The organism is Streptomyces sp. RP5T, assembly GCF_003933965.1.
In the GTDB taxonomy this organism is placed as follows: Bacteria; Actinomycetota; Actinomycetes; order Streptomycetales; family Streptomycetaceae; genus Streptomyces.
Genome location: NZ_RSAJ01000215.1, coordinates 1 through 13,517, shown reverse-complemented (window position 1 = coordinate 13,517; position 13,517 = coordinate 1). Strand labels below are relative to the sequence as shown.

13 protein-coding genes are annotated in these 13,517 nt (G+C 71.8%); 5 read left to right on the top strand and 8 right to left on the bottom strand.

Annotated elements, in window-relative coordinates:
• Positions 1–14 precede the first annotated feature (14 nt).
• On the top strand, positions 15–941 hold the full coding sequence (locus EHS43_RS22380) for a TIGR03619 family F420-dependent LLM class oxidoreductase (protein ID WP_125192554.1): 927 nt from the start codon (positions 15–17) through the stop codon (positions 939–941).
• 178 nt (positions 942–1,119) lie between these two features.
• Here EHS43_RS22380 and EHS43_RS22375 read toward each other — a convergent pair whose 3' ends face one another.
• From EHS43_RS22375 to EHS43_RS22355, 5 genes are all read right to left on the bottom strand, one after another.
• The gene (locus tag EHS43_RS22375; RefSeq protein ID WP_125192553.1) at positions 1,120–2,250 is read right to left on the bottom strand and encodes a hypothetical protein; all 1,131 of its coding nucleotides are present in this window, start codon (positions 2,248–2,250) and stop codon (positions 1,120–1,122) included.
• Between the two features lie 90 nt (positions 2,251–2,340).
• Positions 2,341–3,018 carry a response regulator transcription factor gene (locus EHS43_RS22370; protein ID WP_125192552.1) on the bottom strand — a complete coding sequence of 226 codons (678 nt, stop codon included), beginning with the start codon at positions 3,016–3,018 and terminating at the stop codon, positions 2,341–2,343.
• Positions 3,019–3,040: 22 nt separating this feature from the next.
• Positions 3,041–4,219: a sensor histidine kinase gene (locus EHS43_RS22365; protein ID WP_125192551.1), complete on the bottom strand. Its 1,179-nt coding sequence runs from the start codon at positions 4,217–4,219 to the stop codon at positions 3,041–3,043.
• Between the two features lie 154 nt (positions 4,220–4,373).
• The gene (locus tag EHS43_RS22360) at positions 4,374–6,557 is read right to left on the bottom strand and encodes an MMPL family transporter (RefSeq protein WP_125192550.1); all 2,184 of its coding nucleotides are present in this window, start codon (positions 6,555–6,557) and stop codon (positions 4,374–4,376) included.
• A gap of 112 nt (positions 6,558–6,669) precedes the next feature.
• A complete protein-coding gene (locus EHS43_RS22355) occupies positions 6,670–8,073 on the bottom strand; it encodes an aminotransferase class V-fold PLP-dependent enzyme (RefSeq protein WP_125192549.1) in 1,404 nt (467 codons plus the stop codon).
• Positions 8,074–8,235: 162 nt separating this feature from the next.
• Between EHS43_RS22355 and EHS43_RS22350 the strand changes: the two genes are divergently transcribed.
• The 4 genes from EHS43_RS22350 to EHS43_RS22335 all read left to right on the top strand — a co-directional run bounded on the left by EHS43_RS22350 (position 8,236) and on the right by EHS43_RS22335 (position 11,029).
• Complete coding sequence (locus tag EHS43_RS22350) at positions 8,236–8,718, top strand: MarR family winged helix-turn-helix transcriptional regulator (RefSeq protein WP_125192548.1); 483 nt, start codon at positions 8,236–8,238, stop codon at positions 8,716–8,718.
• A 128-nt stretch (positions 8,719–8,846) separates the two neighbouring features.
• The gene (locus tag EHS43_RS22345) at positions 8,847–9,260 is read left to right on the top strand and encodes a cytidine deaminase (RefSeq protein WP_125192547.1); all 414 of its coding nucleotides are present in this window, start codon (positions 8,847–8,849) and stop codon (positions 9,258–9,260) included.
• Positions 9,261–9,384: 124 nt separating this feature from the next.
• Complete coding sequence (locus EHS43_RS22340; RefSeq protein WP_125192546.1) at positions 9,385–10,383, top strand: aldo/keto reductase family protein; 999 nt, start codon at positions 9,385–9,387, stop codon at positions 10,381–10,383.
• A 250-nt stretch (positions 10,384–10,633) separates the two neighbouring features.
• The gene (locus EHS43_RS22335) at positions 10,634–11,029 is read left to right on the top strand and encodes an SseB family protein (protein ID WP_125192545.1); all 396 of its coding nucleotides are present in this window, start codon (positions 10,634–10,636) and stop codon (positions 11,027–11,029) included.
• Between the two features lie 265 nt (positions 11,030–11,294).
• Here the strand turns inward: EHS43_RS22335 and EHS43_RS22330 are convergent, their stop codons facing one another.
• The 3 genes from EHS43_RS22330 to EHS43_RS22320 form a co-directional block, all read right to left on the bottom strand.
• On the bottom strand, positions 11,295–12,281 hold the full coding sequence (locus EHS43_RS22330; protein ID WP_125192544.1) for an AraC family transcriptional regulator: 987 nt from the start codon (positions 12,279–12,281) through the stop codon (positions 11,295–11,297).
• A gap of 171 nt (positions 12,282–12,452) precedes the next feature.
• Positions 12,453–12,842 carry a MarR family winged helix-turn-helix transcriptional regulator gene (locus EHS43_RS22325; RefSeq protein WP_125192543.1) on the bottom strand — a complete coding sequence of 130 codons (390 nt, stop codon included), beginning with the start codon at positions 12,840–12,842 and terminating at the stop codon, positions 12,453–12,455.
• Between the two features lie 77 nt (positions 12,843–12,919).
• Positions 12,920–13,270: a VOC family protein gene (locus EHS43_RS22320; RefSeq protein WP_125192542.1), complete on the bottom strand. Its 351-nt coding sequence runs from the start codon at positions 13,268–13,270 to the stop codon at positions 12,920–12,922.
• Between the last annotated feature and the right edge of the window lie 247 nt (positions 13,271–13,517).

The following is a 13,517-nucleotide window of genomic DNA, read 5'->3' as shown; positions in this document are numbered from 1 at the left end:
CCTCCCACCCCCGCATGCTGCTCGTCCTCAGCGAGAACTGGACCCTGACCGGTGGCCGGGCCGACCTGCCGGCGGCCGTGCGCTGGGCCCGCGAGGCCGAGGACGCCGGTTTTGACGCGGTCATGGTCAGCGAACACGTCGTCCTCGGCCCCGACGCGGCCGCCGCCGGCATCATGGGCAATCCCCGCGACTACGCGCTGCCCGGCAACCAGGACCCGTTCACGCCCTGGCCGCACTCCCTGCTCCTGCTCGCGGCCATCGCCTCGGTCACCTCACGGCTGCGCCTCGCCGCCGCGGCCGTCCTCGCACCCCTGCGGCATCCGCTGCTGCTGGCGCGGGAACTCGGCACACTCGACCTGATCAGCGAGGGACGGCTGGTCGTCCAGCCCACGGTCAGCTGGAGCAGGGACGAGTACGACGCGCTGGGCGTGCCCTTCGGCCGCCGCGGACGGCTCCTCGACGAGCACCTGCGGGTCTGGGCCAAAGCATGGGGACCTTCGCCGATCTCCCACGACAGCGAGCACTACCCCTTCCGGGACGTGTACTTCGAGCCCAAGGCGTACCGCCCCGAAGGCCCGAGACTGTGGTTCGGCGGTCAGCGGCTGCACGGACCCGTCCTGCGCCGCCTCGTCGAATACGGCCACGGTTTCCACCCGCTCGGCCGTCCGGCCCCCGAGGATCTGCGCTCGCTGAAGGAGGCGATGGCCGCGGCCGGCCGCGACGCCGCGGACCTGGAGATGATCGGCGGCACCTCCGCCGTCTTCCCCGACGACCACTCCCCGGCCGACCTGGGCGCGGCTCTGGCCTCCATACCGGAACAGTTGGAGCAGGGCTTCACCACGTTCTGCGTCAAACCGAACCAGTTCATCGACGACCCGGCGGGCGTCGGAGCGTTCTGCCGCGAGGTGATGCGACGCGTGGACGCGATGGCGGCGCGCTGAGGCGGGGGAGTGGCGGCGCCCCTCACCGCGATGAGTTCGTACGGGACCCGACAGTCGAGGCACGCGCCGCACGCCGCGGCTCGTGACGAACGGCCTGTAGGAGCCGTTGGTCGCATCGACGGCGAAGTGCGCCCTCGTAAGTGGTGTCGACGCGCATCTAGGCATGCTGCCAAGGGAGTTAGGCGGCGACAGCTGAGGGCACGGGGTCGCGGTCCCCGGCGAGCCGCAGTGCTGCGAGGGCCGCGAGGCCCGACGCGATGCCGAAAGTGAGGGCCGCGGGTGCTCCCGTGCCGAGCGGGGACAGCACGTGGACGGGGCCCCATACGGACGCGGTGTCGTCGATCGCCATGTGCAGGACCTGGCTCGCGAACAGCCCCAGTACGGTCGCGCAGACCGAGCCCACCGCCATCGCCGGCGCGGTGGGCCGGGTGAGCAGAGCGGGCAGCAGGCGCAGCGACCACCACACCACGGCCAGCAGGAGCACGTCGGCGGCCCGGTACAGCAGCCACTGGCCGAAGGACGTGGTCGAGGGGCCGGACCAGGCGCCGAGCAGCAGCCACAGGCGCAGCAGGTCCCCGGGCTCGGACAGCAGGCCCGCCCCGCCGAACGAGGTCTGGATCCAGGCCGCCACCGACTCGTACGACAGGACCACCAGCGACAGCGCGACCACCGCCGTTCCGACGCTCGCGGCCAGGCGGGCGGCGCGCGGCGGCACTTCGCGCCGGGGCAGCGGGTCCGCACCCCTGGCGGTGATCCGCGCCACCACCACGGTGAGCAGGGCGGCCGCCAGCCCCGCCGCCACCGCGACCGGCCCGCTCGACGCGATCACTCCCGCGAGCTGCGGCAGGATCCGGTAGCTGCCACGTCCCCGGGACGCGATCAGCCAGGGCGCGGAGACCGTCACGGCCAGGGTCGCGGCCACCGGGCCCCAGGCCCACAGCGCGAGCAGCGTGGCAGGGGTACGGCCCTGGACCGGCGGGAGCCTGCGGATCAGGAGCAGTGCGCCGGCCAGGAAGAACGCGAACAGGGACACGAACCTGATCTGCATCCCGGTGCTGTACAGACCGGCGTAGCGGGCGTCCGAGGCCGTGCCCGAGCCCGTGCCCCCGGACCAGTCGGAGGACAGCACCGTCGAGTCGTACGACCAGGGCCCGAGCCACCGCCGCAACTCGTTGACGGAGTCCACGTCGAACACGCCGGTGCTGCCGCGCAGTTGAAGTGCCTGCGCGCTCGCCCCCGCCCACCACAGCAGCAGTGTGATCACCAGTGCGCCGACCAGGGCCGGTATCACCGCGCGCCGATATGCCATGTGTGTCTTCCCCCGTCTCGACCCACGACCGTGAGTGTTCGAACAGAGGAAGAGTAGGCGTGATGATCGTGTACGGCACGCGCGGGTGGCTCAGTCCTTGCGCTCTCCGGCGCGGACCAGTCCGGTCTCGTAGGCGATGACGACGAGTTGGGCGCGGTCGCGGGCGCCGAGCTTGGCCATGGCGCGGTTCGCGTGGGTCTTGACGGTGACCGGGGTGACGAAGAGGCGTTCGGCGATCTCGTCGTTGGACAGACCGGTTGCCACCAGGGACATCACCTCGCGTTCCCGCGGGGTGAGCGCGGCCAGGCGGGCCGGGTCGGCGAGGTCGCCCGCCGCGGGCTGGGCCATGACGCGGGCGATGAGGCTCTTGGTGGCCGCGGGGGACAGGAGTGCCTCGTCGGCCTCGACGAGGCGGATGGCGTCGAGGAGTTGGGCCGGTTCCACTCCTTTGCCGAGGAAGCCGCTGGCGCCCGCCCGGAGCGCCTCGATCACGAACTCGTCCACCTCGAAGGTGGTCAGGACGAGGACCTTCACGCCGGCCAGGTCCTCGTCCCGGTCGATGAGCCGGGTCGCCTCGATGCCGTCGACCTCCGGCATCCGGATGTCCATGACGACCACGTCGGCCCGCTCGGACCGGGCCAGTCGCACCGCCTCGCGGCCGTTGGCGGCCTCCGCGACCACCTCCATGTCCGGCTGGGCGTCGATGAGCAGGCGGAAGGTGCCGCGCAGCAGGGCCTGGTCGTCGGCGAGCAGTACGCGAATCGTCATGGGCGGTGCTTCCTCGGCGCGGTCAGGCGGTCGCGGGGGTGAGGGACAGGGGCAGTTCGGCGACGACCCGGAACCCGCCGTCGGGTTGCGGGCCGGCGGTCAGGGTGCCGCCGATGGCGGTGGCACGCTCGCGCATGCCGATCAGTCCGTGACCGGTGCCGGGACCCTTGGGAGCGCGGGGGCGTCCGTCGTCGCTGACGGTCACACGCAGTGTCGAGGCACCGTAGTCCAGGACCACGTCGGCGTGCGCCGCGCGGGCGTGCTTGTGGGTGTTGGTGAGGGACTCCTGGACGATGCGGTAGGCCGTCAGCTCGGTCGCCGGGGCCACCGGACGGACCAGGCCGGTGCGTGACACCGTGACGGACAGACCGCCGGCCCGGATGCCGCCGACCAGTGTGTCGAGGTCGGCGAGCCCGGGAAGCGGCGCCCGGGAGTCGGGCGCGTCGTCGGGCTGGCGCAACAGGCCGACGGTGGCCCGCAGTTCGTCCAGCGCGGCGCGGCTGGTCTCCTTGATGTGGGCCAGCGCCTCGTAGGCGCGGTCGGGGTCGGTGCGCATGAGGTGATGGGCCACCCCTGCCTGGGCGTTGACGAGGGTGATGTGGTGGGCCACCACGTCGTGGAGGTCGCGCGCGATACGCACCCGCTCCTCGGTGACGCGTCGCCGGGCCTCCGTCTCCCTGGTGCGCTCGGCGCGTTCCGCGCGTTCCTCGACCCGGGCGAGGTGCAGACGCCGGCTGCGGACGGCGTCGCCCAGGGCGGTGGCCGCGATCACGAAGTCGAGCCGCAGCAGACTGGTCCCCACGAGCAGCGGCTCCTGGTGGCCGGCCGCGTAGACGCCGGCGACGGCGACTGCGGCGAGGACGCCGACCGTCCAGGCGGTGCGCCGGTCGCTGCGCGTGGCGAGGGTGTACACGGCGACGAGGCTCGCCGCCGGTGCCAACACCCGGTCGGGGGCCACGGCCATGGCGGTGAGGTCGACCGCGAGGGTGAGCACGACGACGGGCAGCGGCCAGCGGCTCCGGAACACCAGGGGCACGCAGGACAGTGCCGTCCAGGCCACCCCCGCCGCCCGGGGCTCGCGCCAGCCGGAGTCTCCCGCGGCCGCCGCGCCGACGGCTACGACCAGCAGCGCCACCGCGGGCAACGCGTCCGCGATCCGCTCATGCCGGGCCACCCACCGCCTCATCGCTGTCACCTGCATTTCCTCACTGTAAGGAGCGCGGGCCCGATGGGTGCTCCCGGCTCCTGCCGACCCGCACACGTGCTCGCCACGACGCCGCACGCCACGCTGCCGTACGCCACGACGCCCCACTCCACGACGCCCCACTCCACGACGCCGCTCGCCATCACCCGTCTCAGCCGGTCGGCTGCGGCTCGCGGACCGGGTGCCGCGCCGGGTCCGGATGGTCCGCCGGCCCCTCCACGGACACGTTCGGCAGCGCCTTGTCCAGCCGCCGGGGCAGCCACCAGTTCGCCCGACCGCACAGGTGCATGAGCGCCGGGACGACGACCATCCGGATCAGCAGCGCGTCGAGGGCGACGGCCACGGCGAGACTCACGCCGAACTCGGAGATCACCCGCATGCCGCCGAACACGAAGGAGCCGAAGACACAGAACATGATCGCGGCGGCGACGGCGATCACCTTGCCGGTCTCCGCCTGGCCGACCCGGACCGCGCGGTGGCTGTCGCCGGTGCGGGCCCACTCCTCGCGCATCCGGCTGACCAGGAAGACCTGGTAGTCCATGGACAGGCCGAACATGATGCCGACGACCAGGATCGGCACGAAGGACTCGATGGGTCCGGCGGAGCCGAGCCCGAGGAGCGAGGCGCCGAAGCCGTACTGGAAGACGACGACGATCGCGCCGAAGGCCACCCCGATGCTGAGGATGTTCAGCACGGCGCCGACCGCCGGGACGAGCAGGCTGCGGAAGGCTACGGTCAGCAGCAGGAACCCGAGCGCCGCGATCACCAGCACGAACACCGGGAGCTTGCCCATCAGCACCGACGCGAAGTCCTCGTTGCTCGCGGTGAGACCCCCCACGTAGACCTTCATCGACGTGCCCCGCTCCGCCGGCGGGATGACCTTGTCCCGCAGGTGGCCGATCAGGTCGGAGGTGGCCGCGGACTGCGGGGAGGTGGTGGGCACGACGGAGATCACGCCGACCGTCTGCCCCTCCTTCATCGGAGCGGCAGCGGCACCGGCGACGCCGTCGACCTGCTGAAGGGCGGTGACCAGCTTGGCCGCGGCCGCCTTGTCGGCGCCGGTGGGGGCCTGCACGGCAAGGACGAGAGGGCCGTTGAAGCCGGGCCCGAAACCGTCCGCGATCATGTCGTACGCCTGACGGTTCGTCGACGTCGTGGGCAGGTTGCCGTCGTCGGACGCGCCCAGGCGCAGCGACAGCGTCGGGAAGGCGAGCGCTGCCAGCAGGGCGAGGGCGAGCAGTCCGAGGGCCTTGGGCCGGTCCTGCACCCGCCGCGCCCACCGGGCCCACAGGCCGGTCCCGTCCTCCGGGCCGCCCCCGTGTACGGCGAGGGCATGGCGCTCGCCGCGGCTGAGGACCCGGGGTCCGATCATGCCGAGCAGCGCGGGCAGCAGGGTGATGGCGGCCAGCACGGTCAGCACGACGGTGACGGCGGCGCCGATGGCCATGCCGTTGATGATGCCGACGTTCAGGGTGAGCATGCCGAGCAGGGCCACGACGACGGTGAGCCCCGCGAACACCACGGCACGGCCGGAGGTGTTGAGCGCCTTGGCCGTGGACTCGGCGACTCCCATGCCGGCCTTGAGGTGGGCGCGGTGCCGGTTGACGATGAACAGGGCGTAGTCGATGCCCACTCCGAGGCCGATCAGCGAACCGAGGGTCAGTGTGGTGTCGGACAGCGTGATGACGTGGCTGAGCAGCATCACCGCGACCGCGGAGGTGCCGACGCCCACGACGGCCGTGACGATCGGCAGTACCGCCACCCAGACCGCGCGGAAGACGAACAGCAGCACGACGAAGGCGAGGGCGATGCCCATGGCGTCGGCGACCGGGTTCGTCGCGGGGTTGACGGTGAACGCCTGACCGTTGAGCGCGATGTGCACTCGGTCCGACTCCGCGGCGGTCGCGAGCTCCTTGACGTGCTCGATCCGGGCGTCGCTCACGTCCTGCTCGAACGCGACCGTGGCGTAGGCCGTCCTGCCGTCCTGACTGACCTGAGCCGAGCCGGCCGCGGTGTACGGGCTGGTCACGGAGGCGACGCCGGGGGCCTCGGAGATGCGCTCCAGCGCGGCGCTCATCGTCCGCTCGGTGTCCGGACCGGTGACCTTGCCGCCATCGGCCTGCCAGACGATCCTGCCGCTTTCACCTGCCGCGCTGTCGGAGGCCTGCCGCAGCAGGGCCGTCGCCCTGGCCGAGTCCGTGTCCTGCGAGGTCGGGCTGTTGCCGAAGGCGCTGCCGGCCGCGCCGACTCCGGCCCCCAGGGCGAGCAGCAGGCCCACCCAGGCCAGGACGACGGCGAGCCGGTGCCGGTGGCACCAGCGGGCGAGAGGGGACATCGACGAGCCTTTCCAGGGGTGCACCACGTGATCGGGCCGGCGCTTTCCCGGCCCACCCTCACGCTCGCAGTCCCGGGCTCTCCCGTCGTTGGCCGTGCGCAGACACTTGCCTCTACTGCGCTCGCAGTACACGTGCACGCGAGGAGGTACCGGAGACGGCCCGCGCCAGCTCCTCGACCCGGGCGTGGAGGTGTTCCACGTGGTGCTCGGACTCGGGTTTCATCAGGACGCTGCGCAGGACACGGGCCCCGTCGGAGTCCGCGTCGGCCCGCGGATGCCGGGTGGTGAACGCCTCGCGGTCGGCCCTGAGGGTGCTCAGGAACACCGGATCGGCGTCGGCCATGCCGTCCGCCAGGATCCGGGCCGAGGCCGCGTCGATCCCGCTCAGGGTGGCCGGTTCGACCCGCGGGAAGTAGCTGACGATGTCCAACTCGGGCCGCTGGTACAGCTCCAGCGCCTCGGACGCGGTGATGAGGTCCGACCAGCGCAGGGCGGCGCGCCGGCCGGCGGCCAGGACACGGCCGAGGCCCGCCGGGGTGGGCGGCAGGAGCCGGAAGGTGAGCCACAGGGCGGCGGCCGAGGCACCGGCCCGCGAGCACTCCAGGCTGATCTCACCTAGGTGCAGCTCGCTGGAGGTGAAGTACGTGTACGGCGAGTCGTGCAGGTAGAAGCGGCCCACCTCCGGGTCGCGGAAGAGGACCGCGCCGCAGCCGTAGGGCTGGAGCCCGTGCTTGTGCGGGTCGATGACGACGGAGTCGCACCGGGCGATGGCCCGCCAGGGCTCTGCCGGGATGCCCTCGGGGCCGTCGGCGCCGGCGAGCAGGGTGAAGAAGCCGCCGTAGGCGGCGTCCACATGGAGCCGGACGCCGTACCGCTCCCGCAGCGCCAGGGCCCGGTGAACAGGGTCGACGGCACCCAGACCGGTGGTGCCGGTGGTGAGCACCACGGTGCCCACCTCGCCGCCGCGCAGGATGTCCTCCAGGGCGTCGAGGTCCATCCGGCCGTGCTCGTCGGTGGGCACCGGGTGGCCCTTGATGCCGAGTACGTGGCACATCCGCCCATGGGTGTAGTGGGCGTCGGCGCTGTAGGCGATCCCACGGCCCGGATGCAGCTCCCGGGCGACGAACAGGGCTTCCAGGTTGGCGATCGTGCCGCTGGTCGTGAGATGGCCGAGGTGGGTGTCGTAACCGAACATCGCGGCGAGCTGCGCGACGACCTCGCGCTCCATCCTCGCGGTGGCGGGGCCCCCGTCCAGGGCGTGGTTGTTGGGGTTGATCAGCATGGCGGTGAGGTAGCCGACCACGGCCGCGGGGTGCGGCGGCTTGAGCATCTGCCCCGCGTAGTGCGGGTGGAAGAAGGGGTAGTTGTCGCCCAGCCGTCCCGTGAACTCCTGGAAGGCGGCGGCGAAGCGGTCGTCGTCGACATGGAGCGAGGGGTGCGGCTCGTAGGGGCCGAAACCGTCGGCCCACTCCTGTATCGCTTCGGTGGCTCGGCCCAGCCAGTGCTGCAGGTCCATGGGCATTCCCTTCTGTGACGCTCTCCGCCGGGGAGGCCGAGCATAGGACTTAGTTGACTGCTCAGCAATTGATTGCTCAGTAATTGAGATGTTGGTAGATGATTCCGCAGTAAACTGGCCGGGCAGGTACGGACGGAGTCACGGCAGGAGAGGGCGTGGACGGTGGATGCCAGGACCCGGCGGGGCGGTGAGGCCGCCCGCGCGGCGAACAGCCCCCGAGTGCGTGACTTCGGGCTGCTGATCAAGGCCGCGACCCGGCTGGAGCAGCGGATCGACACCGCCCTGCGGCGTGAGTGCGGTATCGGGCACACGATGTTCGAGGTCCTCATCAGGCTCTGCCGCCAGCCGGGCGAGGAGGTCTCGCAGCGTGAGCTCGCCGACGACCTCACGCTGACCAGCAGCGGCATCACCCGGCTGATCGACCGTATGGAAGAGGCCGGTCTCGTGGGCCGGGCGCCCTCGCCGGGGGACCGCAGGAGTGTCCTGGTGGAGCCCACCGACCACGGGCACACCGTGTTTCTCCAGGCCGCGGCCGTGCACGCGCAGGTCGTGGAGCGGTACTTCGTCGCGCCACCGGCCCGCGACGACTACACACGGCTCATCGGCGCGCTGGGCGAGATCGACCGGGCGCTGCGCGAGGGATGAGGACTCCCCGCGACCGTCCTGACGACCACAGGGTTTCCTCAGGCGACAGGCTTCTGCATGCGCCCGCCACCCCGGCCGACCTCATCCGGCCGTCGGCCGACGGCCGACGAACAGAAAAGGAAGCGAAGTTGACCCCGCAGAACCGGCCCGTCGACCATGAACTCGTCCAGGCCGCGGAGGAGGTCGCCCGTACCCGCTGCCGGGGCGACAACCACACCATGGCAGCCGCGGCCCGTGCCCGGGACGGGCGGATCGTCACCGCCGTGAACGCCTACCACTTCACCGGCGGCCCCTGCGCCGAACTGGTCCTCATCGGTACGGCGGCCGCCCAGGGCGTGTACGAGCTGGACACGATCGTCGCCGTGGGGGACCGCGACCGCGGGATCGTTCCGCCGTGCGGCCGCTGCCGGCAGGTCCTGCTCGACTACTTCCCCGACATCGCGGTCATCGTCGGCACGGGTGCCCGTATCCGGGCCGTGCGCATCATGGACCTGCTGCCCGAGAGCTACGTCTGGGCCGACCACCAGCTCGACGCCGAGTGAGACGAGCCGGCCAGGTCGGTGGGCGCGGTGGCATGGTCGTCGATCCGGTGGACAGCAGCGTGAGGAGCAGCCTGGCCGACCCGCCCCCGGGCGGGCGGCCGGCCCGAAACAAGGAGCGACAACCATGCGGTACCGCACACTCGGCAGCTCGGACCTGAACGTCTCGGAGATCTCGCTCGGATCGTGGCTCACCTACTCCGGTGGCATCGAGGCGGACGCCACCCGCGCCTGCACCGAGGCGGCCTTCGACGCCGGCATCAACTTCTTCGACACCGCCAACGCCTATGGCCGGGGTGCCGCCGAGGAGGCCTGGGGCGAGATCCTGTCCGCCCACCCGCGCGACTCCTACGTCCTGGCCACCAAGGTCTACTTCCCGATGTCGGACGACCCGGCCGACCGGGGCCTGTCCGCCGCGCAGATCGCCCGGCAGATCGACGCCTCCCTCACCCGCCTCAGGACCGACCACGTCGACCTCTACCAGGCGCACCGCTTCGACACGAGCGTGCCGATCGAGGACACCGTCGAGGCGTTCCAGAAGGTCGTCGAGCAGGGCAAGGCCCGCTACATCGGCTTCAGCGAGTGGACCCCGGAGCAGATCCGGGCGGCGGTCGACCTGGCCGGCCCCGACCTGTTCGTCTCCTCCCAGCCGCAGTACTCCATGCTGTGGCAGGCCCCCGAGGCCGAGGTCTTCGGCCTCGGCGCAGCCCACGGCATCTCGCAGATCGTGTGGTCACCGCTCGCCCAGGGCGTCCTGACCGGGAAGTACAAGCCCGGGCAGCCGGTGCCGGAGGGCAGCCGGTTCGCCTCCGCCGACATGGCCGTCTCGAAGGACCTCGTCTACAACGACGCCACCCTCGAAGCGGTCCAGCGCCTGGTGCCGATCGCCGAGGAGGCCGGGCTGAGCATGCCGACCCTGGCGCTCGCCTGGGTCCTGCGCCGCACCGAGGTCGCCTCCGCGATCACCGGCGCCTCCCGCCCCGACCAGGTCCACGCCAACGCCGCGGCCTCCGGCGTGGAACTGTCCGCCGACCTGCTCGCCGCCGTCGACCAGGCCCTCGGCGACGTCCCGGTCACCGGCCCCACCCTGGCCCCGGCCGCCGAGCCCGGCGTGAAGCACCGCTGAACCGCGCAGTCGACAACCGCCGACATGGCGCACGCCGGTCGCATCCCGACCGCCCCGGGACCCGGCATACGAACCCCTCGTACGCCGGGTCGGATGCGACGCCCTCGGGCCGCCCTCGGAGCACATCGCCCTGATTCCCTGACGCCCCGAACGCATGCCCTCGGCACGCTCGGGTACGCGAGCAGCACCGCGCCCCGGGCGATCATGCCCACGGGCGGGCCGCAAGACCGCCGCTACCAGGGGATCTGCCATGGACACACCCGCAAACGACCACAACGCCACACCGGCTCAGCGGGCGCTGGACGCGCTGACGCAGAACACCGAGGACGCGACGGCGCTGGACACGCTCGCGACCAGTGACGTGCTCATTCCGGTGCCCGATGACGCCGCCGACGAGGACACGACCGTGGCGCTGCCCGTGCTGGAGCAGCAGGACGGCGCTCCCGTGGTGCCGGTGTTCACCTCGGAGACGGAGATGGCCGAACTGCTTCCGTTCGTCTCCCGCTACCGACTGGTGCCGCTGGGCGCGCTCGCCGCGCAGTGGCCGGACGGCGATCTCTCGCTGTCGATCGACGCCAGCTCCACGCACCCGCTGACCCTCACCTCCGAGGGCGTGCGCACCCTGCTGGCACGGCCGCTGGGCTGAGACCGAAGCCGGGCCCACGCGGTGGGGCCCGGCCACCACGTGCGACGGAGGGGGAGCAGCCGGGCCCGCGAGAGGGCGCGACCTGCTCCCGCTGTCGCCCCCGGGTTCTCGCACACGAGAACAGGGATGAGCGGCGCCGACCCTGCTCATCCCCGGCACGCTGTGCGATCGCCGTGACCCGACGATAGGACCGATCCGTCGGGCCGTCGCTCCGGAATACGTGGCGCATGTCCGCAAAACGCGGCGGATCGGCGGGCGCGACGGCTCACACGGCGCGCAGGGTCTGCGAGGGTGACTCACCGAAGCGCTCCCGGTACCGCCGCGCGAACCGGCCCAGATGGACGAAACCCCACGCGTGGGCCACGTCCGTCACGGTCGTCGTCCCCGGCGCCGCCGCCCGCAGCTGCCGGTGAACACGCTGGAGACGCACCTCCTGGACGTACGCCATGGGCGACATGCCGACATGCCGGCGAAAAGCCTCCTGCAGGGTGCGCAGACTGACCTGGGCGATGGCCGCGAGCCGGTTCGCGTCGTACGGTTCGGCGGGCTGCTCCTGTACGGCGTCCATGACCCGTTTCACCGACGCCGGGCGCATGGGTGGGGGAGGGGCGTCGAGCGCGGCGCGGAAGGTGTGGTCGGTGGCGAGCAGCATCCCTTCCAGGAGGGTCTGTTCGAGACGGCCGCGGATCATCGGATGGCTCAGCAGCCCGAGCGGGACGTCCCGTTCCAGCAGGTTCCACGTAGCGAGGCGCATCCAGCTCAGGCCCGGGCCCCGCGAGACGTCCATGTACGGCTGGAAGCGCGGCGGGCGCCGCACCGACCGGCCCAGCAGCACCTCCAACTGCCGTAGCAGCGCCGCCTTGTCGACCTTCACGGTGAGTGCGTGGCAGTCGGCGGACCACCTGTCGATGTGGATGTCCCGGGCCGGATCGAAGACCACCGCCCGCCGCTCGGTCGCGAACTCCACGCCCCCGCGCCCCTCTTGGACGCTGAAGCAGCCGTCGAAGGGCACGGCGACGTGGTACACGCCCGGTTCGCCGAAACCCATCCGCATCTCGGTGCCGAAACTGATGTCACCCACGACGAGGGCGCCGAGATCGACCACACTGAGCCTGGTCGTGAACTCCGCTGCCCGGCCGGTGACTTCGAGACGCAGGTCGTAGTAGTGGGCCGCGATGGCCGCGTGCGCCTCCTCCAGCGAGCCGGTCGTGTAGCTGTTGAACTCGGCGACCCGCTCCTCATCCCCGGCCAAGGCGCGTCAGCTCCCTCCCTGCTCGGCGTCTGCTGTTCAGCATGGCCCGAGGAAGGCCGGTCATGCCCGGCGGGGAACGTCGGAGTATTTCGGAGGAGGCAGGCCGGGGTCACCGAACAGGGCGTCGGCGCTGCGGAGTTCAACGAGCACGAGGCACGGCGTCCGCCGCTCCTAGCCGTCGAGCATCTTCGCCAGCACCTCGCGCTGGAGCGGCAGTACTTCGGAGTGCAGGTCGCGGCCCTTGCGGGTGAGGGACACCCACACGCCCCGCCGGTCCTCCACGCACACGGAACGCTCCACCAGGCCGTCCTTCTCCAGACGGCCGATCAGGCGGGACAACGCGCTCTGGCTGAGGTGCACCCGGCCGACGAGATTCTGCACCCGGCACTGGTCGCCCTCCCGGGGCGATTCGGTGGCGAGGATGTCGAGCACCTCGAAATCGCTCGCGCCCAGCCCGTGCGGGTGCAGCACGCGATCGATCTCGCACATCGTGCGCGCGTGCACCGACAGGATGTCCCGCCACCGCTCCTCAAGGCCGGTCCCGACCGTTTTCACCGCCATACATGCACGGTAACACCGTTCCGGCCAATTGTTGCCTGCGCAACTAGTGCACGTGCAAGCAGGGGGGGGGCTGGAGGTCAGGCCTGCGGGTCCTGAGTGACCCCCACCAGGTTGCCGTCGGCATCCTTGACGAAGGCGATCAGCTTGCCCCCGCCGACGTCCTGCACGTCCTGCAGTGTCTCCGCGCCGGCCGCCACCAGCGCCGCGAGCGTGGCGCGGATGTCGTCGACGTGCCAGTAGGGCACCGGACCGGTCATGCCCCTGGCGTGGCCGTTCGGGTCGAGGCCGACGTCCTGCCCCGCGTCCTTGAAGCCGACGTAGTACGGCTCGTCCGCATACGGCTCCACGCCCAGCAGCGCGCTGAACAGGGCCTTCGCCGCGGCAAGGTCCTTGACGGGGTAGATGATCGTCTTGAGGCCGGCAGTCATGGTGTGCTCCTCCGTGCGGTGTCCCCGACGGTCTGTGTCGGTGGCTTCACGCTAGGCCGCGGAGCCGAGACGCGCTTCTCCGATCCTGACCGGTCCACGGGGTGAGCCACCGGGCCGCCCGTGGCTCGCGGCGCGGTGGCTTCGCACCGCGGGGTGTCCGCGGTTGGGTCGGTCACCGGTATCCGTAGCGGCTTGGCGCCGGTGCGGTGGTGACGGCGATGGGAGCGGCTTGCCGGTGTTCGGGTGC